The sequence below is a fragment of the Pseudohongiella sp. genome, assembly GCF_040877505.1.
Classification (GTDB): Bacteria; Pseudomonadota; Gammaproteobacteria; order Pseudomonadales; family Pseudohongiellaceae; genus Pseudohongiella.
Window position 1 is genome coordinate 237,106 of sequence record NZ_JBBDNQ010000019.1, and the last position, 19,646, is coordinate 256,751.

A 19,646-nucleotide genomic window follows, 5' to 3' on the forward strand; every position below is an offset into this window, starting at 1 on the left:
CCGTTTGCGAAACAGAATTACTGAGCCTTGATCAGTGCAGGATCAGGCGGTGTTTCAAAGGTGTGGTATGGCGCCGGTGACGGCACTGTCCACTCCAGACCCTGAGCACCTTCCCAGACTTGAGCCGTTGCCTTCTTGCCACCACGGATACACTTGATGATGACAAACAGCAGGATCAGCTGGGAGAAGCCGAACAGGAAGCCGCCGACACTGGATATCCAGTTGAAGTCAGCAAACTGCAGGGCGTAGTCCGGAATACGACGCGGCATGCCGGCCAGACCCAGGAAGTGCTGCGGGAAGAACAACAGGTTGACGCCGATAAAGGACAACCAGAAGTGCAGCTTGCCCAGCGTCTCGTCGTACATGTAACCGGTCCACTTGGGCAGCCAGTAGTAGGCGGCCGCCATCAGTGAGAACACAGCGCCAGGCACCAGTACGTAGTGGAAGTGAGCAACCACGAAGTAGGTGTCATGGTACTGGAAGTCTACCGGCGTGATCGCCAGCATGACCCCGGTGAAACCACCGATGGTGAACAGCACCACAAACGCAATGGCAAACAGCATCGGCGTTTCAAAGGTCATGGAACCACGGAACATGGTAGCCACCCAGTTGAACACTTTAACGCCTGTCGGTACCGCGATCAGCATGGTCGCGTACATGAAAAACAGCTGGCCGGCCAATGGCATGCCGACTGTGAACATGTGGTGCGCCCATACGATAAAGGACAGGAAGGCGATGGACGCGGTCGCGTAAACCATGGAGTCATAACCGAACAGACGCTTGCGGGCGAAGGTCGGGATGATGGCGGACACGATACCGAATGCCGGCAGAATCATGATGTAAACTTCCGGGTGACCGAAGAACCAGAACAAGTGCTGGAACAGAACCGGGTCACCACCACCGGCGGCGTCAAAGAACGCAGTGCCGAAGTGGATATCGAACAGCATCATGGTCACTACACCCGCCAGAACCGGCATAACCGCAATCAGCAGGTAGGCAGTGATCAGCCAGGTCCACACGAACAGCGGCATCTTCATCAGGGTCATGCCGGGGGCACGCATGTTGAGGATGGTCGCAATCACGTTGATCGCACCCATAATGGATGAAGCACCCAGAATGTGAACGGCAAAGATGAAGAACGTGGTGGAGGGCGGTCCGTATGTCGTGGACAGCGGCGCATAGAAAGTCCAGCCGAAGTTGGGGCCGCCGCCTTCCATGAACAGGGTGGACACCATCATCGCGAAAGCGAAGGGCAGAATCCAGAAACTCCAGTTGTTCATCCGCGGCAGCGCCATGTCAGGCGCGCCAATCATCAGCGGAATCATCCAGTTGGCCAGACCCACAAACGCAGGCATGACCGCACCGAAAACCATGATCAGACCGTGCATGGTCGTCATCTGGTTAAAGAAGTTGGGTTCTACAAATTGCAGACCCGGCTGGAACAGTTCGGCGCGAATCACCAGGGCAAACGTACCGCCCAGGAGAAACATGGCGAAGCTGAACCACAAGTACATGGAGCCAATATCTTTATGGTTGGTAGTAAACAACCATCGCGTAATGCCTTTGGCGGGGCCGTGATGATGATCGTGTGCAGCGCTCATGGTCTTTACTGTCCTTCTTGAATATATGCGTTGACTTCAGTTGGCTGAACCAGGTCGCCCGTATCGTTGCCAAAGGCATTACGAACGAAAGTAATAACAGCAGCCAGTTGAATCGGATTCAGCTGTCGGCCATAGGCCGCCATGGCTGTTCCGTCGACACCGTTGACCAATGTGTCCATGGTGACCAGACGATCGCCTGTGGCTTTTTCACTGCCGGCAATGGCCGGGAATACCGGTGGCATGCCCACACCACCCGCCTGGTGGCAGGCAACGCAGTTCTGGTTGTAGATCTGCTCGCCCTGCGCCATGGCATCTTCCATGCTCAGTTCGGCATTGGCCAGTTCACGAATCTCGGCGGCCGCCTGCTGCTGCTCGGCGTACCATGCGTCATACTCTTCCGGCGGCAGTGCATGCACCACAATCGGCATGAAACCATGCTCCATGCCGCACAACTCGGCGCACTGGCCACGGTAGACGCCAGGCTCTTCAACAATTACCCAGGTTTCATTGATGAAGCCGGGAATGGTGTCTTTCTTGATGGCAAAGTCAGGCACCCACCAGGCGTGCAGTACATCCGCAGATGTCATCAGGAAGCGCACTTTGGTGTCGGTGGGGATAACCATCGGCCGGTCAACGTCCAGCAGGTAGTTTTCAGACTTCTCGATACTGTTGTCGATTTCCTCACGGGACGTGGACAGAATGCTGAAGAAAGAGACTTCTTCTTCATTCATGTCTTCGCGCATGTAGGTATATTCCCAGCGCCACTGGTAACCGGTGATCTGAATATCCAGCTCAGAGTCGCCTGTATCATACGCAGCCGTCAGCACACGGGTAGCCGGAATCGCCATCATGATCAGGATCAGGAAGGGAATCAACGTCCAGACAATTTCCACTTTGGTGCTCTCGTGGAAGGTTGCCGGTTTGGCGCCTTTGGATTTGCGATGATGGATGATCGACCACAACATGGCACCAAATACCACAACCCCGATGGCAACTACCCACCAGAAGATTGTCATATGAAGGCCATAGGTATCGCGACTCATTTGGGTTACGCCCCTGGGCATGTTCAATTCCCAGGCTGCCTGCAGACCCGCACTCCAGAACATCAGAGTGCTGAGGGCAAGGCCTAACCACAGCTTTGCTTTGGACAACATTCGCCGTGTCTCCGTAATAGTAAGAAAGGGCTGTTACAAACGTTTTTATGTTTTATTGGTTTAGCCCGACATTTGCAAAATAAAACAGTGCAATGGCGGGCGGCTTTAAGCACCGTGCGATATGAACAGGTGTCAAATCCGGCGAGCCGGACGCTGATACCAGCACATATCCTGTAGCCCTCCCGAGACGTTCCGGGGCGAACTTTGGTGGCAGGACATCCGAGTACAATGTAAAGCGCCGGGCATTATAGCAAAACTTATTTCGATAATGCCATGGAAACCGGCCAGAATCGGTCACTGTCATTGCGAAAGACGGCACCACACTGTCAATTTGTCCCGTCCGCACTATACGACGCTGAGTTGTTGCGTTTCTGCGTCAGATCAAATTAGCCTTATATTTATTGTATTTGCAGGCCTTCCTGCTTGAGCAGAGCGGCCAGATCGGGCTCTCTGCCCATAAAATCGGTGAACAGACTCAGCGCATCTACTCCGCCACCTCTTGACAATATTTTGTCATAAAATGCTTTGCCGGTAGCCGGATTGAGCACGCCGCTCTCTTCAAACCGCGAAAAAACATCTGCCGACAGGACTTCTGCCCACTTATAACTGTAGTAGCCGGCGGAATAACCTCCGGCGAAAACATGCGAAAAGCTGTTCTGAAAGCGGTTATAGTCCGGGACCGGATAAACGGCCGTTTTCGCTCGCGCCATCGCCAGCATGTCTGCGACAAAATCGCGTGACAGTTCGACCGGGGCCTGGTGCAGGGCAAAATCAAATAGCGCAAACTCAAGCTGCCGTACGCTGTGCATGCCAGACTGAAAGTTCTTTGCTGCCAGCATCTTGTCGAGTAATGCCGGCGGCAAAGGCTCGCCCGTTTGATAATGATCGGAAATCAGGCCGATCGATTCAGGGTCCCAGCACCAGTTTTCCATCAGCTGGCTTGGTAACTCCACGGCATCCCAGGCGACCCCATTGATTCCGGAGCAGCGCAGGTAGTTTTCCCGGGTAAGCATATGATGAAGGCCATGTCCGAACTCATGGAACAGGGTAGTGACATCATTGTGGGTCAACAGCGCTGGCGTATTGGCATCCGCAGGGGGCGCGAAATTGCAGACCAGATAGGCCACCGGAATCTGCTGCTGCACCGCCGCGCCCTTTAAGGTAATCAACCGACGACTGCGGCAGTCCGCCATCCAGGCCCCGCCGCGCTTGCCTTCGCGGGTAAACAGATCGAAGTAGAAGCGGGCCACTATCTCGCCATCGCGGCGGATATTGTAGAACTCAACGGCCGGACCCCAGACCCCGGCGCCAAAGTCGCGCTCAATCTGCACGCCATAAAGCGTTTCTACGATGGCAAACAGGCCTTGCCGCACCTTGTCCAGCGGAAACCAAGCGCGCAGCTCTTCCTGCGAAATATCGTAATTCTGCTTGCGCAGTTTTTCACTGTAGTAGGACACATCCCAGGCATTGAGCTTTTCCACGCCATGTTGTGTACGCGCAAATTCACCCAGCTCCCGGAATTCGCGCTCCGCCGCCGGGCGACTGTAGCGCGTCAGGTCGTCGAGGAATGTATTGACCTGATCAACCGATTTGGCCATTTTGCGTGCCACTGACAACTCGGCGTAGTTTTTGTACCCCAGCAGACTGGCCATTTCCTGACGCAGCTGCATGATGTCGCGAATGGTGTCGTGGTTGTTCCATTTGTCGGCCGCCTCCGGATCCGCGCCAACCGCCTGGTCTGAGGCACGGGTGCTGAATGCCCGATACATTTCTTCGCGCAACCCTGCATTGTCAGCATAAGTCATCACGGCGTAATAACAGGGGAAATCCAGTGTCAGCAGGTAGCCATGCAAGCCTTTGCCGGCTGCGGCAGTGGCGGCCGCCTGCACAGACATGTCCGGGATGCCCGCCAGCAGCGCGTTGTCAGTCAGGTGCCGGGTCCAGGCGCGGGTGGCATCAAGTACATTGTTGCTGAATACATTGCCAAGACTGCTGAGCCGGGTCTGAATATCGGTAAACCGTTTCTTGTCCGCGGCTGGCAGATTAACCCCCGCCTGTCGGAAATCGAGCAGGGTGTCTGCAATGATCTTGCGCTGGGAGCCATTGAGGTTTAGCTCGTCCGCGCGCGCACTCAGGGCTTCGACGCAGGCATACAAGCTCTCGTTCTGGCCCAGGTCAGCGTGGTATTCCGTGATCAGAGGCTGACAGGCGTTATACGCCTCCCGTATTTCCGGGGTATTGGCCACCGAATTGAGGTGGCTGGCAGTCGACCAGACTTTTGTCAGCCGATCATCCAGATCGTCCAGCGCATCCATCAGGCTGTGCCAGTCCGGTGCCGTCTGATTCCGCTCATCTGCCAGGATCGCGTCGAGTGCCACCCGGTTTTCACTGAGCACATGCTCCACTGCCGGCCGGATATGTTCGGCGCGTAACGCCGGAAAGTCCGGCAGGCGCTCAAACTGCAATAAGGGATTGGACCTGGAAGCTGACTGCGTTGACATCGGGTAGAACTCCTGTCGTACTGGAATGCGGGACCAGGAGCATCATATCATGATGCCGGTGTCATAAATGCCTGTCGCGCCCGATGCCTGCCGGAAACTGGCAGGTCCAGCACTCAGCAGCGAGCACTGGCAACCAAATTGAATCAAAAGGAGGATTGCACCGTGGCAATCAGATCATTTGAAAAGCATACGCCTGACCTTGGCCCGGGCGTGTTTGTTGATGACAGCGCCGTGGTGATCGGCGATGTCAGTATCGGCGCGGATTCATCCGTGTGGCCAATGACCGTCATCCGTGGCGACATTCATCGCATCCGCATAGGAGAGCGCAGCAGCATACAGGACGGCTCGGTATTACATGTAACCCATGCCGGTCCGTTTAATCCGGATGGTTATCCCTGCACCGTGGGCAGTGATGTCACCGTGGGACACAAGGTCATGCTGCATGGCTGCACCATTCACGACCGCGTACTGGTCGGCATGGGCGCAACTGTCATGGATGGCGCAGTTGTAGAATCAGAGGTTATCATTGGCGCCGGCAGCCTGGTGCCTCCGGGCAAAACACTGGCAAGCGGTTATCTGTACGTCGGCTCACCGGTCAAACAGGCGAGGCCGCTAAACGATGACGAGAAAAAATTCTTCCTGTACAGCGCCAACAAATACAGGGAACTGAAAGACAGATACCTGGGTAAATCAGCTGACTGACTGATTGCTGGCCAGGGTTTCGCGTAACGCCTGGATGACAGGCCCCGTGTCCGGGCGCACACCTCGCCATATACGGAACGACTCGGCGGCCTGCTCCACCAGCATGCCGCTGCCATCAAGTGACATGGCCGCACCGTGCGTTGAGGCCCATTTCTGGAATACTGTGCCACCTGGCGCATAGACCATGTCGTAACACGCTGTGCCAGATGTTACCAGCGCATCCGGCAGGGGTGGCAACTCACCTTTAAGACCACCCGCGCTGCCATTGATGATCCAGTCAAAGGCCGTAGCCTGTTGTTGCAACTGGGCGTACGACAACACGTTTATACGGATCTGATCAGCAAACAAACGTGCCAACGTATCTGCGCGTGATTCGGTGCGATTGACTATGCACAGAGATGCCGGTGCAGCCGCAATCAATCTTGGCAGCACCCCACGGACGGCACCACCGGCGCCTACAATCAGAATACGTGCACCGGCAAGTGTGCCCGCATTGTTCGTTTCGATGTCGCGCACCATACCAACACCGTCGGTGTTATCACCGGCCAGCCGGCCATCGTCAAGGCGGTAAATGGTGTTGACAGCGCCAGCCCGGTCCGCATTCGGTGCGCGCCAATCCACCAGCTGCCAGGCAGCTTCTTTATGAGGCACGGTTATGTTCAGGCCCCGGCCACCCTGATCAAAGAATTCGCGCACGCTGTGGTCAAAATCTTCCGGCGCGATTTCCAGTCGTTCATAACACATTGCCTGCGCCGTCTGCTCTGCAAACCGGGCGTGGATAAACGGGGATTTACTGTGCGCCACAGGATACCCAACAACGGCGTAACGATCAGTCATAGTCATTGCAGCACACATTCCATCCCATCAAACATTCCATCACACATTCCTTCATACCCAGTCGCGCGCACGCAGATAGTCGCTGTACAGTTTCTCTTCAGGGCTGCCCGCGGCGGGATGCCAATCGTAAACCCAGCGAACTTCCGGTGGCAGTGACATCAGAATGGACTCCACACGCCCCAGCCCGGACTGCAGTCCGAACAAGGTGCCGCGGTCGTAAACCAGATTGAATTCAACATAACGGCCACGGCGATATCGCTGAAACTGCTTGTGCATATCAGTAAAGGGCTGCGTGGCACGCGCCTCAACGATAGGGGCGTAGGCGTCAATATAGCTGTTGGCGAGGTCCTGCACCATGGCGAAACTGCGCTCAAAACCCAGCTCATTAAAGTCATCAAAAAATACGCCACCGATGCCGCGCGGCTCTTTACGGTGGGGCAGGTAGAAATACTCATCACATTCTTTTTTGAAGCGCGGATAGAGGGTCTTGTCGTGTTTGTCACAGGCTTTTTTTGCAGTCAGGTGCCAGTGCCGACAGTCATCATCATTGCCGTAATACGGTGTGAGATCGTAGCCTCCGCCGAACCACCACACAGGTGCTTCACCCGGTTTTTCGGCAATAAAAAAACGGAAGTTTGCGTGCGAGGTCGGTACAAAAGGATTGTCCGGATGAATGACCAGCGACACCCCCATGGCCTGAAAGCTGCGGCCTGCCATCTCCGGCCGGGTCGCCGAGGCTGACGGGGGCAGGGAGTCACCAAATACATGCGAGAAATTGACACCACCTTTCTCGAAAATCGCGCCATCGCTGATCACCCGGCTGATGCCACTGCCCCCTTTGTCCCGCTGCCATGCATCTTCATGAAAGCGGCTGCGACCATCGAGTGTTTCCAGGCGCTGACAAATGCTGTCCTGCAATGCGTGCAGAAACTCGCGAACCTTGTCGGCGTCTGCCGCTGCATCGCTATTCGCTGTGGTCGCACCGGTGTTGTTACTGTCAGCCATCGTGTTGCATTCCTGTTAAGTTCTGGCGGAGCGATGCCCCTTGTCAGTGATCGGTTGTTGTCATCCTGCTCTGACGACTCGGCCGCTACTCAATTCAATAATCTGTGAGGGTCTGTCGGCACCGCCCAAGGCGCCCGGCAAAACATAATCGAGTTGCGCACCCAATGCCTTTTCCACCTTCAATCGGGTTGTTGCCGCCGGCGCGCCGGCGATATTGGCCGACGTGGACACCAGTGGCGCGCCAATGGCAGCGCACAGCTGCTGCACCAGCGGATGCAGGCTGACCCTCAGTGCCACAGCGCTATGTTCACCTTTTACCCACCACGGCACCTGATCGTGTGCATCAGGCACCAGGAATGTTATCGGCCCCGTTCGCGACTGACCGGCCCAGGCCTGCTGCAAAATCTGCTGCTGCGCCTGCGGCAATGGCGCCAGCAGTGTCGCAAACTGAGCCACTGACGCGGCGACCAGTATCATACCTTTTTCGACAGGTCGTTGTTTGATCTGCAACAAGGCCAGACATGCATCACGGTTATCCGGATCACAGCCCAGGCCCCAGACGGCCTCAGTTGGGTAGGCAATCACACCACCGGCATCAACAACGCGGGCGGCTTTTTTTATCTGAAGTGTCGACATGTCCGGTCTTCCATCGGCTGAACCCAAAACACAAACCACTGGCGACCTGCCGGGTGGTGCAGACCGGGTGGTGCAGAAAAGTAGCGTAGCCGTTGTTTACTTGCAAGTCGACTGTCGCACCCAGCTGCCTCCGTGTTTGTGAATTCTGCCTGCCAGCTCCAGCGCCAGGAGCTGCCGGCTCAGTTCGCTGACAGTCAGGCCCGTTCGCTGCACCAGCGCATCCATATTGATGGGATCTGTACCGATGCAGGCCAGCACCGGGCTTTCATACAGGCTTTTGTCGGGATTTTCTCCGGCGTCTGAGTGAGAATCTGTCTGCTGTGCTCCACCTGTCGCCGCCGCAACGACATCAGCAGCCGGTTGCAGCTGCGACAGCAAATCGAGCTGGCCACGGTACAGAGATTCGACATGGGCAAGAATATCATCGGCTGTTTCCACCAGCACAGCGCCCTGGCGCAGCAGTTCGTGGCAACCACGGCTGCGGCTGCTGTTGACCGAACCCGGCACAGCGAACACCTCGCGGTTCTGTTGCAGCGCGAGCCGCGCTGTAATCAGCGAGCCACTGCGCATGGTGGCCTCCACAACACAGACGCCAAGACTCAAGCCACTGATGATGCGGTTTCGGCTGGGAAAATGTGACGCAATGGGGCCAGCGTCCAGGGCCAACTCCGAGATCAGAGCGCCTTGCGCCGGACCTGGCGCAGCAATATGCCTGGCCAGGCCCCGGTTGGTCGCCGGATACACATCATGCAGGCCGTTCCCCAGCACCGCGACCGTGGGCACGCCTGCTTTGACGGCCGCTTTGTGCGCCTCGGTATCAATACCCGCTGCCAGGCCGCTGCACACCACAAACCCTTTTTTTGCCAGTTCGGCACCAAGCCGGAAGGCGGTTTCCCGGCCATAAGCAGTACTGTTGCGGCTGCCGACGATGGCTATCATGGGTCTGGTCAACACGTCCGGATCACCGCGCACATACAGATACAGGGGATGGCCCGCTGTTTCCCTGAGCAACGGTGGATATCCCGGATCATCAACGGTGACCAGATGATGATCGGGTTCATCCAGCCATTCGGACACATTCTTTGTCTGCATTCGGTCCGTGTTCATTCTGTACCTGTCCCTGGTTTTTTGTCAGTGGCTTTTTGTGCAACGAGACTTTTTGGATTGTCGCCGGTCTCATCATCTGCAGCCGCCGCGCGCTATGTTATACTGAGGCTATTAACATGCTTGGGGTTACGTACATGGGTTATGGCACAAATGCGTCTGCCCTGCCGAATCGAAGCACCAGACTGGAGTTGAACCATGGCAAAACTGGACATACTGGAATTCCCTGATTCCCGCCTGCGCACCATCGCCAAGCCGGTAGTGCAGGTGGATGATGCGCTGCGTCAGGTCATTGATGATATGTTCGAGACCATGTACGACGCGCCCGGTATCGGTCTGGCCGCCACCCAGGTCAACATCCACAAGCAGCTTATTGTTATTGATGTGTCAGACGATAACAGCGCACCACTGGTTTTTATCAACCCCCGGCTGGAAGTGCTGGATGATGACCTGGCGGAATATGACGAGGGCTGCCTGTCCGTGCCCGGCTTCTACGAGTCCGTCAGCCGGCCGCGGCAGATAAAGGTGAATGCCATAGACCGCAACGGTGAACCGTTCGAGATGGTAACCGACGGGTTGCTGGCCACCTGTATTCAGCATGAGATGGACCACCTGAACGGCAAACTGTTTGTGGATTATCTAAGCACCATCAAACGCCAGCGTATCCGCAGCAAACTGGTGAAAGCCCACAAACAGGCGGCCACCGCTTGAAACTGATTTTTGCCGGCACGCCCGCGTTTGCAGCCACCCACCTGGGCGCCCTGATTGAACAGGGTCATGACATTGTTGCTGTCTATACGCAGCCCGATCGGGCCGCTGGTCGCGGCAAGAAGCTGCATGCCAGTCCGGTCAAGGTTCTGGCCACAGAACACAATTTGCCGGTACTGCAACCGGCATCCCTGAAAAGCCCCGAAGCGCAGGCGGAGCTGGCCGCATTCAAGCCAGACCTGATGATTGTTGTCGCTTATGGCCTGTTATTGCCCAAAGCTGTGCTCGACACTCCTCGCTTCGGCTGTATCAATGTCCACGCCTCCCTGTTACCACGCTGGCGCGGTGCGGCGCCCATCGAGCGCGCACTGCTGGCCGGCGACAATGAAACCGGCGTCACCATCATGCAAATGGATGTCGGCCTGGATACCGGAGACATGCTGTACAAACTCAGTACACCGCTGAGCGATGACGACGACCGGCAACAACTGGAAGACCGCCTGGCTATTCTCGGCTGTGAGGGCCTGCTGCATACCTTGCATCATTTCGCCAGTTTGCGTGACCACGCCGAGAAACAGGATGATGCCCTGAGCACCTACGCCCGCAAACTGGAAAAGTCCGAAGCGCTTGTTGACTGGCAGGCAAGCAGCATTGATATCTCACGCACTATTCGTGCCGGTATCGGGCGTCAACCAGCCTACAGCTTTCTTGATGGTGAACGGTTACGTTTATTGCGTGCCTCCCGTTCAACTACATCTGCTGATAATGTTGCACCCGGCACTATTATACAGAACCCGGGTGCGCAAAGCCCCGACAAAAGCGCAATCGCCATTGCCTGCACGGATGGTGTTTTGAAGGTGACCGAGCTGCAGTTTCCCGGGAAAAACCCGGTATCGGTGCGTGACATCATGAACTCACGACCCGAACTGCTGGCAGCAGGTAAACAGTTCAGCAGCGACGACGTTCATGAAGCCCGCTAAGGTTCGCGCCAACGCCGCGCAAATACTTGCCCGACTGTTCAAACAACAAGGCTCTCTTGCCAGCCTGTTACCCAGAGCCGCAGATGTCGCCGACGCTGACCAGAACCAGATCGCTTTGTTGCGGGAGCTTTGTTTTGGTACCTGTCGCTGGTACCACAGGCTTCATCGCGAGTTGGGTACCTTGATCGACAAACCCCTCAAGAACAAGGACATTGATATTCAATGCCTGTTGCTGATCGGTATGTATCAGCTTGAATACATGCGCCTGGCCGACCATGCCGCGGTCAACGAGACCGTCAACGCTACCGTGTTGCTGAAAAAAGGCTGGGCAAAGTCGCTGGTCAATGGTGTGCTCCGGCAGTATCAACGTCGGCTTGCCGGCACCCTCACAACCGCCGCCGACAAGACTGTCAATGATGATGCTGCGCTGGCGTACCCTGACTGGATGGTCAATGATCTGCGGAGCGACTGGCCACAGCACTGGTCGCAGATTTTGACCGCGGGCAACCAACACCCCCCGATGACCTTGCGTGTCAATCTGTCCCGCATCAGCCGGGCGGACTACCTTGAACGATTGGCCAATGCCGGCATTGCGGCTGTCGCCGGGGAGCTGACCGGGACTGCCGTGTATCTGGAGCAGGGCAGAGCAGTCACCACCTTGCCGGGGTTCAGCGATGGCCTGATCAGTGTGCAGGATGAAGCATCGCAACTGATTCCCGGTTTATTGCTGGCCGGTGAGGGCCACCGCATCCTCGACGCCTGCGCGGCGCCGGGAGGCAAAACCTGCCATATACTGGAATCCCTGGCACAGGCTGGCGAGCAAGCACTATCGGTGCTGGCGCTGGATATCGAGGCGCGTCGGCTGGGGCGCATAGAGGACAATCTGCAACGACTGGCCCTGGCCGGTGACCACGTCAAATTGCAGGCCACAGACAGCAGCGAACCCGACAATTGGTGGGACGGTGTACCGTTTGACCGGATTCTGCTGGATGCGCCGTGTTCCGCCACCGGTATCATCCGGCGCCAGCCCGATGTCAAAGTGCTGCGCCAGTCAGCTGATGTGGCCCGCCTGGCCGAACTGCAGCAAAAACTGCTCACCCGGCTATGGTCGTGTCTGGCGCCCGGCGGCCTGATGCTGTACTCAACCTGCTCGGTACTGCGGGCGGAGAACGACGGGCAAATACGCCGGTTTCTGTCTTTCACACCGGATGCCGAAGAGCTACCCATCAACACCGACTGGGGCGTCTGCATCGACGTGGGCCGCCAGTTGCTGCCCGCTGATCAGGGACCCGACGGGTTTTATTTTGCGGTACTGCGAAAAAACGCCGATTGAAATCTTGTAAGCCGGACTTGTAAGGCAGGGCACAGGGGCGGATAATTCGCGGGCATGACCGCCGGGCCTCAATATCCGTAGGGCATTGCGCAGGAGCTTGCGATTACATGAAGATAATAATACTGGGATGTAACCAGGTCGCGATTTCCCTGGCCGAGAATCTGGCCAGCGAAGCCAACGACATTACCCTGGTCGATCCTGATGTAGACGCGCTGCGCGAACTCAAGGACCGGCTGGATGTGGGTATCGCCCAGGGCTGGCCCTCGCACCCTGACGTGCTGCGCATGGCGGGCGCCGAAGACGCCGACATGATTATCGCGGTGACCGAAAATGACGAAGTGAATATGGTCGCCTGCCAGATTGCCTACTCCATCTTCAAAACACCGAAAAAAATCTGCCGCCTGCGCTCCGCTTCCTATATGGCACAGGAAGGTCTGTTTCGCCCTGAGTCCATTCCCCTTGATGTGGTTATCAGCCCTGAGCTGTTAGTGTCCAATTACATCGCACGACTGATCGAGCTACCCGGATCCTTGCAGGTACTGGACTTTGCCGAGGGCAACGCCCAGCTGGTCGCGGTGCGCGCGTATTATGGCGGTCCGCTGGTCGGGCAGGAAATTCGTTTTCTGCGTGAGCACATGCCCAAGGTCGATGCCCGGGTAGCGGCCATTTTCCGCCGTAACCGGGCCATCACGCCGGAAGGTTCCACCGTCATCGAAGCCGACGATGAGGTGTTTTTTATTGCTGCACCCAAGAATATCCGGGCGGTGATCGGGGAGCTGCGTCGCCTGGACAAACCCTACAAGCGCATCATCATCGCAGGCGGCGGCAATATTGGTATCCGGCTGGCCGAGGCACTGGAGAAGCGGTATCAGGTAAAAGTCATCGAGCGCAACGCTGCGCGCTGTGAGTACCTGGCGGAGTATCTGAACAAGGCCATTGTGCTGAACGGCGAATCCTCTGACAAACAGCTCTTGCTGGAAGAGGGCATCGAGGACACCGATGTGTTCCTGGCGCTGACCAATGACGACGAAGCCAACATCATGTCGTCCATGCTGGCCAAACGACTGGGCGCCCGCAAGGTAATGAGCCTGATCAACAACCCCGCATATGTGGATCTGGTGCAGGGCGGCGAAATCGACATTGCCATCTCACCACAGCAGGCTTCCATTGGCAGCCTGCTCACACATGTACGCAAAGGTGATATTGTTAATGTGCACTCACTTCGCCGTGGTGCTGCAGAGGCACTTGAGGCCATCGCTCATGGCGATAGCCATTCGTCCAAAGTGGTGGGCCGCGCGATCGAAGATATCGAGCTGCCCGCAGGTACCACCATCGGCGCGATTGTGCGCGACGAGGAAGTGCTGATAGCGCATGACGACATCGTCATTGAGTCCGGTGATCACGTTATCCTGTTTTTGACGGATAAAAAACGCATCCCTGAAGTGGAGCGGCTGTTTGCCGTCGGGTTCAGCTTCTTCTGAGCAACTTTCTTCAGGCAATATAAAAGGCGTCTGGCATTCATGCATATAGCGATTGTTGCAAAAATTGTTGGCGTGTTGCTGATGCTTTTCAGCATGCTGGCAAATCTGCCCTCGATTCTGGTGTCCTTCATTTACAATGACGGCGAGGCATCATCATTCCTGACGTCTTTGATGATTACCTTTGGTGTCGGTTTCAGTCTGTGGGTGTTGACCTGGCGCTCGAAAGAGGAGATGCGCACCCGCGACGGCTTTCTGGTAGTCACCCTGTTCTGGACCGTACTAAGCACGTTCGGCGCATTACCCTTCCTGTTCTCTTCAAATACGCCACTTTCTGTTACTGATGCCGTATTCGAATCGTTCTCTGGTCTGACTACGACCGGTGCCACGGTCATCACCGGGCTGGACTTTCTGCCCAGATCCATTCTGTTCTATCGTCAGCAGCTGCAGTGGCTCGGCGGCATGGGTATTGTCGCGCTGGCAGTAGCAGTGCTGCCCATGCTGGGCATCGGCGGTATGCAACTGTACCGGGCCGAAAGCCCGGGGCCGGTGAAAAACGACAATCTGGTGCCGCGCCTGGCAGAAACCGCCAAGGCATTGTGGTACATCTATATGGGGTTGACCACACTCTGTGCACTGGCCTACTGGGCAGCCGGCATGACCTTGTTTGACGCCATCTGTCACAGCTTTTCGACCGTGGCCATTGGTGGGTTTTCGACCCACGATACCAGCATGGCTTACTTCAACAGCAATACCATCAACATGATTGCTGTGTTTTTCATGTTTCTTGCCGGCATCAACTTCGCATTGCACTTCACAGCCTGGCAGCGGCGCAGCATTGTGCAGTATCTGCGCGATCCTGAAGCCAAATTCTACGCCTCCATTTTGCTCGCTGTGGCTGTGTTTACGGTATCGGTTCTGTATCTGACAGAGACGTATAATGCGCAGAATGCATTTGTGCACGGCCTGTTTCAGAGCATCTCGATTGCCACCACGACCGGTTTCACCACCGCCGACTTCAACTCCTGGCCACTGGCGTTGCCGTACCTGCTGATTTACGCCTCCATCATTGGCGCCTGCGCCGGCTCTACCGGTGGTGGCATGAAGGCGATCCGGATCCTGTTGATCTTTAAACAGGGATTTCGGGAAATCAAACGGCTGATACATCCCAACGCCGTCATAAGCGTCAAGCTGGGTCGCACCACGGTACCGGACCGCGTTATTGAATCGGTGTGGGGCTTTTTTGCTGTATACGTGCTGGTGTATCTGGTTCTGTTGATCGTTTTGCTGGCGCTGGACCTGGAAGTGGTCACCGCATTCAGCGCAGTCGGCGCCAGCCTGAATAATCTGGGGCCGGGCCTGGAAGGCGTCGCCAGCAACTATGCCGATATCGGCAATACTGCGAAATGGGTACTGTGTCTGGCCATGCTGCTGGGGCGACTGGAGATCTTCACCCTGCTGGTGCTGTTCATGCCCATGTTCTGGCGCCGCTGATCGTTACCCGAACTCAATAAAACGGCTCGGTCTCGTCTGTCGGCCGTTTGCGAAAGCGCTTGTACTCCCACTGGTATTGCTCGGGCGCCAGCCTGACACAGGCTTCCACGGACCGGTTGAGCGCTGCAGCGGCCTGACTGGAATCTGCATGCGCGATGTCGGCATCGGCCGGCATGCAGATCAGTTCAAAACCGGTGCCGCCGGGCAGACGCCTGGCGAAGGTAAACAGCACAACGGCGTTGCTGCGCGCGGCCAGCTTGGACACCAGCGTCATGGTGTAGGCCTGATGACCAAAGAACGGCGCAAACACGCCTCCTTCGCGGGGTTGCTGATCGGGCAGAATACCGGTTGACGCACCCTGCTGCAGCGCCCGGGTCAGTTTCACCACACCCGCGCGATCGGTAGCGACAAGATCCGCGCCGGCCCGCGCGCGGGCATCGGCAATCAGGTCATTCAGGCCGGTCAGTTTGGGCGGTTTGTATAAGGTCGTCAGCGGCGCCAGCGTTGATACATACAAGCCCATCAATTCCCAATTGCCCAGGTGCGGCGAGCAATAAATGATGCTGCGCCCGCTGGCCAGGGCGTCGTCGATATATTCTTTGCCCTGAATGCCTTTGATCAGGCTCATGGCATGCTCAACGCTGCCATACCACATATGCCCCAGCTCGAAGCCAGCCTTGAGGGTTTCCTGGATACTGCGCCTGGCCAGGCGTTTACGTTCGTCAAGAGCAAGCTCCGGAAATACCCGTTGCAGATTGATCAGCGTCACCCGGCGGGTTTCCGTGGGCAAAACATACACCAGCGCACCGATTAACCCGGCCAGCCTGTGCAGAAGCGGCAAGGGGATCCACGACAACAGCCGCAACAGGCTTTTTACAATGAACGTCTTGACGGTTTCGATGAGCAAGGCCTCGCAGAATGGCGGTTTGAATATCAGTGGCCATTTTAGCGCAGTAGATATTAACTGCCTAATCCCGCATAATTGCGGCTTTTCAACCGATTGTATTTGGGGTGTGTCTTGTCCGCGCAGAGTCCGGCTATTGCCGATGTAAAAACCTTTCAGGGTCTGATCCTGGCGCTTCAGGAATTCTGGGCCAGACAGGGCTGTGTTGTATTGCAGCCACTGGATCTGGAAGTCGGTGCCGGTACCTTTCACCCGGCCACATTCCTGCGTTCGATTGGCCCGGAGAGCTGGCGCACGGCCTATGTGCAGCCCAGCCGACGGCCCACCGATGGCCGCTACGGTGAAAACCCCAACCGTCTGCAGCACTACTATCAGTTTCAGGTCATCCTCAAACCTTCACCACCGGATATTCAGGACCTGTACATAGAGTCCCTGAAACACCTGGGTATCGATCCGACCGTACATGACATCCGGTTTGTCGAAGATAACTGGGAATCACCAACCCTTGGCGCCTGGGGCCTGGGCTGGGAAGTCTGGCTCAACGGCATGGAAGTGACCCAGTTCACCTATTTCCAGCAGGTCGGCGGTATCGAATGTTTCCCGGTCAGCGGTGAAATCACTTATGGCCTTGAACGCATTGCCATGTACCTGCAGGGCGTGGACAGCCTGTACGATCTGGTCTGGACTGAAGGCCCCAATGGCGTGGTGACTTACGGCGATGTATTCCATCAGAACGAAGTGGAAATGTCTGCTTATAACTTTGAGCATGCCAATGTGGACGCATTGTTTGCCAGCTTTGACGAATGCGAATCCCAGTGCTCTGCCCTGATTGAAAAAGGGCTGGCATTGCCGGCTTACGAGCAGGTGTTAAAAGCATCCCACTATTTCAACCTGCTGGATGCCCGCCAGGCGATCTCGGTGACAGAGCGGCAGCGTTTTATCCTGCGGGTCCGAACCCTGTCTCGCCAGGTCGCCGAAGCCTATTACGAAAGCCGGCGTAAACTCGGTTTCCCGCTGGCGCCTGCCGCCTTGCGCGAAGCAGCCCTGAAAAGCTGAGCCACCTTTCATTTATTTTACCGACAGCGTTGCCAACTGACACCATGAGCCAAACTCAAGAAAACAAAGAGACACACAAAGATTTTTTAGTAGAAATTGGTTGTGCAGAACTGCCGCCCAAAGCCTTGCGCGGTTTGTCGGATGCATTCATCGCCGGTTTGCAGGCAGGGCTGGACAGTGCCGGCCTCAGCTATAGCGCAATCAAGGCCTTCACCAGTCCGCGTCGGCTGGCCGCCCGTGTTGAGGGCCTGGCAATAAAACAGGCCGACACCAAAGTTGAGCGGTTTGGACCGGCCGTTAAAGCTGCCTATGACAAAGACGGCAATCCCACCCCGGCTGCCTCAGGTTTTGCACGCTCCTGTGGCGTAGCAGTAGACGCGCTTGAAACGGTAGACAAGGACGGTGTGGAGAAGCTGGTGTTTCGGGCCGACAAGGCTGGTGAACCGACGCAAACGCTGTTGCCCGATATCGTGTCTGCCTCGTTGGCAAAACTGCCGATTCCGCGCAAGATGCGCTGGGGCAGTACCCGCGATGAGTTTGTCCGGCCGGTCTACTGGCTGGTCATGCTGTTCGGTGACGATGTCATCGACACTGAATTGTTTGGCATCAAGAGTGGCCGCATCACCCAGGGTCATCGTTTCCATTGCGGTACCGACATCACGCTCGACGCTCCGGCAGAATACGAAGGCAAGCTGCTGAACCCGGGTTATGTCATTGCAGATTACGAAGACCGCAAGAAAAAAGTACGTGCGCTGGTGGAGGCACAAGGTACTGCCCTGAATGCCGACGTTCGCATTGACGAAGACCTACTGGAAGAAGTCACCAGCATGGTGGAATGGCCGGTTGCGCTGACCGGCCGCTTTGATGAACATTTCCTGTCGGTACCGCCCGAAGCCCTGATTTCTTCGATGAAGAATCACCAAAAAACCTTTTACGTGCTGGACAAGGCAGGCAGGATGCTGCCCAATTTTGTGGCCGTCGCCAATCTTGAAAGCAAAGACCCGGCGCAGGTCATCGCCGGTAATGAGCGGGTTATCCGTCCGCGGCTGGCAGATGCAGCGTTCTTTTTTGAAAGCGATCGCAAACTGACGCTGGCGTCACGACTTGAACAGCTGGGCAGCATTGTGTTCCAGCAGCAACTGGGCACCGTTGAACAGAAATCGCGCCGGGTCGCAGCACTTGCCAGCAATATCGCCCAGGCCCTGAGTATTGATCCGGCGCATTGCGAACGAGCGGCGCTGCTGGGCAAATGCGATCTGGTCAGCCATATGGTGGCCGAGTTCCCCGAACTGCAAGGCATAATGGGGCACTACTACGCGCTGCACGATAAAGAGTCCAGCGAAGTCGCGCACGCCATTACCGAACAGTACCAGCCACGTTTTGCCGGTGACGCCGTGCCTGCCAGCGATACCGGTGCGGTGCTGGCTGTCGCCGAAAAACTTGATACCATTTGTGGTCTGTTCGCCATCGGGCAGCCACCCACCGGCTCCAAAGATCCGTTTGCCCTGCGCCGCGCGGCGCTGGGTGTATTGCGCATTTTGGTGGAAAAGTCTCTTGATCTTGATCTGAACAATGCCATCGGTCAGGCACTGACAGCGTACACGGAACAAGGCCTGGTAGTGCCTGACGACACACAGACGCAGGTCTTCGAATTCATGCTGGAACGCTTCCGCGCCTGGTATACCGGTGATGGCGTGTCGCCCGAAGTTTTCCAGTCGGTGATGGAACTTAAGCCGGCAAAACCACTGGATTTTTCCTTGCGGGTTGCCGCAGTGCAGCAGTTCAGCAAACTGCCGGAAAGCGGGGCATTGGCAGCGGCCAATAAGCGTGTCTCCAACATTCTGCAGAAACAAGAGGGTGCGATTGCCGACTCTGTTGACAAGGCACTGCTCACTGAAGCGGCGGAAATTGCGTTGGCGGAAGAGCTCGGACGTATGGCACAGACCGTCGCGCCGCTGTTCAAACAGCGCGACTACGCCAAAGGGCTGGAAGCGCTGGCCGGTATGCGCACTGTCGTGGATACGTTTTTTGATGACGTGCTGGTGATGGCGGACGACGACGGCGTGCGTCAAAATCGTCTGGCCCTGTTGCGAGAACTGCGTACATTGTTCCTGCAGGTCGCTGATATCTCCTGCCTGCACACGGCATGAGCA

16 protein-coding genes are annotated in these 19,646 nt (G+C 56.6%); 8 read left to right on the forward strand and 8 right to left on the reverse strand.

Features of this window, described 5'->3' with window-relative positions; genetic code table 11:
• Positions 1 to 17: 17 nt before the first annotated feature.
• From ctaD to WD071_RS08030, 3 genes are all read right to left on the reverse strand, one after another.
• A complete protein-coding gene (gene ctaD, locus WD071_RS08020; RefSeq protein WP_368047829.1) occupies positions 18 to 1,601 on the reverse strand; it encodes a cytochrome c oxidase subunit I in 1,584 nt (527 codons plus the stop codon).
• Positions 1,602 to 1,606: 5 nt separating this feature from the next.
• Positions 1,607 to 2,755 (reverse strand): cytochrome c oxidase subunit II, encoded by a 1,149-nt coding sequence (gene coxB / locus WD071_RS08025; RefSeq protein ID WP_368047830.1) that lies wholly within the window; start codon positions 2,753 to 2,755, stop codon positions 1,607 to 1,609.
• A gap of 398 nt (positions 2,756 to 3,153) precedes the next feature.
• On the reverse strand, positions 3,154 to 5,256 hold the full coding sequence (locus tag WD071_RS08030) for a M3 family metallopeptidase (RefSeq protein ID WP_368047831.1): 2,103 nt from the start codon (positions 5,254 to 5,256) through the stop codon (positions 3,154 to 3,156).
• Between the two features lie 162 nt (positions 5,257 to 5,418).
• Between WD071_RS08030 and WD071_RS08035 the strand changes: the two genes are divergently transcribed.
• Positions 5,419 to 5,958 carry a gamma carbonic anhydrase family protein gene (locus tag WD071_RS08035; RefSeq protein ID WP_368047832.1) on the forward strand — a complete coding sequence of 180 codons (540 nt, stop codon included), beginning with the start codon at positions 5,419 to 5,421 and terminating at the stop codon, positions 5,956 to 5,958.
• Here WD071_RS08035 and aroE read toward each other — a convergent pair.
• From aroE to dprA, 4 genes are all read right to left on the reverse strand, one after another.
• The gene (gene aroE, locus WD071_RS08040) at positions 5,947 to 6,801 is read right to left on the reverse strand and encodes a shikimate dehydrogenase (protein ID WP_368047833.1); all 855 of its coding nucleotides are present in this window, start codon (positions 6,799 to 6,801) and stop codon (positions 5,947 to 5,949) included. The two genes, WD071_RS08035 and aroE, sit on opposite strands and share 12 nt — an antisense overlap.
• A 45-nt stretch (positions 6,802 to 6,846) precedes the next feature.
• Entirely contained in the window at positions 6,847 to 7,800 is a 954-nt protein-coding gene (gene hemF / locus WD071_RS08045; protein ID WP_368047834.1) for an oxygen-dependent coproporphyrinogen oxidase, read from the reverse strand.
• A gap of 60 nt (positions 7,801 to 7,860) precedes the next feature.
• Positions 7,861 to 8,436 (reverse strand): L-threonylcarbamoyladenylate synthase, encoded by a 576-nt coding sequence (locus tag WD071_RS08050; RefSeq protein WP_368047835.1) that lies wholly within the window; start codon positions 8,434 to 8,436, stop codon positions 7,861 to 7,863.
• A gap of 96 nt (positions 8,437 to 8,532) precedes the next feature.
• Positions 8,533 to 9,543 (reverse strand): DNA-processing protein DprA, encoded by a 1,011-nt coding sequence (gene dprA / locus WD071_RS08055; RefSeq protein ID WP_368047836.1) that lies wholly within the window; start codon positions 9,541 to 9,543, stop codon positions 8,533 to 8,535.
• Between the two features lie 195 nt (positions 9,544 to 9,738).
• Between dprA and def the strand changes: the two genes are divergently transcribed.
• The 5 genes from def (at position 9,739) to WD071_RS08080 (ending at position 15,533) form a co-directional block, all read left to right on the forward strand.
• Positions 9,739 to 10,251, forward strand: a complete 513-nt coding sequence (gene def, locus WD071_RS08060; protein WP_368047837.1) for a peptide deformylase — start codon at positions 9,739 to 9,741, stop codon at positions 10,249 to 10,251.
• Complete coding sequence (fmt, locus tag WD071_RS08065; RefSeq protein ID WP_368047838.1) at positions 10,248 to 11,228, forward strand: methionyl-tRNA formyltransferase; 981 nt, start codon at positions 10,248 to 10,250, stop codon at positions 11,226 to 11,228. Before def ends, fmt begins: the two co-directional genes overlap by 4 nt.
• Positions 11,215 to 12,561 carry a 16S rRNA (cytosine(967)-C(5))-methyltransferase RsmB gene (gene rsmB, locus WD071_RS08070; RefSeq protein WP_368047839.1) on the forward strand — a complete coding sequence of 449 codons (1,347 nt, stop codon included), beginning with the start codon at positions 11,215 to 11,217 and terminating at the stop codon, positions 12,559 to 12,561. Before fmt ends, rsmB begins: the two co-directional genes overlap by 14 nt.
• A 107-nt stretch (positions 12,562 to 12,668) precedes the next feature.
• Entirely contained in the window at positions 12,669 to 14,042 is a 1,374-nt protein-coding gene (trkA, locus tag WD071_RS08075; RefSeq protein WP_368047840.1) for a Trk system potassium transporter TrkA, read from the forward strand.
• Between the two features lie 39 nt (positions 14,043 to 14,081).
• Positions 14,082 to 15,533, forward strand: coding sequence for a TrkH family potassium uptake protein (locus tag WD071_RS08080; RefSeq protein ID WP_368047841.1), 1,452 nt, complete (start codon positions 14,082 to 14,084; stop codon positions 15,531 to 15,533).
• A 13-nt stretch (positions 15,534 to 15,546) separates the two neighbouring features.
• On the opposite strand, the gene WD071_RS08085 is transcribed toward WD071_RS08080, so the two are convergent.
• Complete coding sequence (locus WD071_RS08085) at positions 15,547 to 16,440, reverse strand: lysophospholipid acyltransferase family protein (RefSeq protein ID WP_368047842.1); 894 nt, start codon at positions 16,438 to 16,440, stop codon at positions 15,547 to 15,549.
• A 111-nt stretch (positions 16,441 to 16,551) separates the two neighbouring features.
• Between WD071_RS08085 and glyQ the strand changes: the two genes are divergently transcribed.
• Both glyQ and glyS read left to right on the forward strand, forming a co-directional pair.
• Positions 16,552 to 17,493, forward strand: a complete 942-nt coding sequence (glyQ, locus tag WD071_RS08090) for a glycine--tRNA ligase subunit alpha (protein WP_368047843.1) — start codon at positions 16,552 to 16,554, stop codon at positions 17,491 to 17,493.
• Between the two features lie 44 nt (positions 17,494 to 17,537).
• Entirely contained in the window at positions 17,538 to 19,643 is a 2,106-nt protein-coding gene (gene glyS / locus WD071_RS08095; RefSeq protein WP_368047844.1) for a glycine--tRNA ligase subunit beta, read from the forward strand.
• The last annotated feature ends 3 nt before the right edge of the window (positions 19,644 to 19,646 follow it).

Excerpts from the sequence above, each read along its gene's own strand:
- ctaD (WP_368047829.1), bottom strand. The coding sequence starts at position 1,601 with ATGAGCGCTGCACACGATCATCATCACGGCCCCGCCAAAGGCATTACG.
- coxB (WP_368047830.1), bottom strand. The coding sequence starts at position 2,755 with ATGTTGTCCAAAGCAAAGCTGTGGTTAGGCCTTGCCCTCAGCACTCTG.
- WD071_RS08030 (WP_368047831.1), bottom strand. The coding sequence starts at position 5,256 with ATGTCAACGCAGTCAGCTTCCAGGTCCAATCCCTTATTGCAGTTTGAG.
- aroE (WP_368047833.1), bottom strand. The coding sequence starts at position 6,801 with ATGACTATGACTGATCGTTACGCCGTTGTTGGGTATCCTGTGGCGCAC.
- hemF (WP_368047834.1), bottom strand. The coding sequence starts at position 7,800 with ATGGCTGACAGTAACAACACCGGTGCGACCACAGCGAATAGCGATGCA.
- WD071_RS08050 (WP_368047835.1), bottom strand. The coding sequence starts at position 8,436 with ATGTCGACACTTCAGATAAAAAAAGCCGCCCGCGTTGTTGATGCCGGT.
- dprA (WP_368047836.1), bottom strand. The coding sequence starts at position 9,543 with ATGAACACGGACCGAATGCAGACAAAGAATGTGTCCGAATGGCTGGAT.
- def (WP_368047837.1), top strand. The coding sequence starts at position 9,739 with ATGGCAAAACTGGACATACTGGAATTCCCTGATTCCCGCCTGCGCACC.
- rsmB (WP_368047839.1), top strand. The coding sequence starts at position 11,215 with ATGAAGCCCGCTAAGGTTCGCGCCAACGCCGCGCAAATACTTGCCCGA.
- trkA (WP_368047840.1), top strand. The coding sequence starts at position 12,669 with ATGAAGATAATAATACTGGGATGTAACCAGGTCGCGATTTCCCTGGCC.
- WD071_RS08080 (WP_368047841.1), top strand. The coding sequence starts at position 14,082 with ATGCATATAGCGATTGTTGCAAAAATTGTTGGCGTGTTGCTGATGCTT.
- glyS (WP_368047844.1), top strand. The coding sequence starts at position 17,538 with ATGAGCCAAACTCAAGAAAACAAAGAGACACACAAAGATTTTTTAGTA.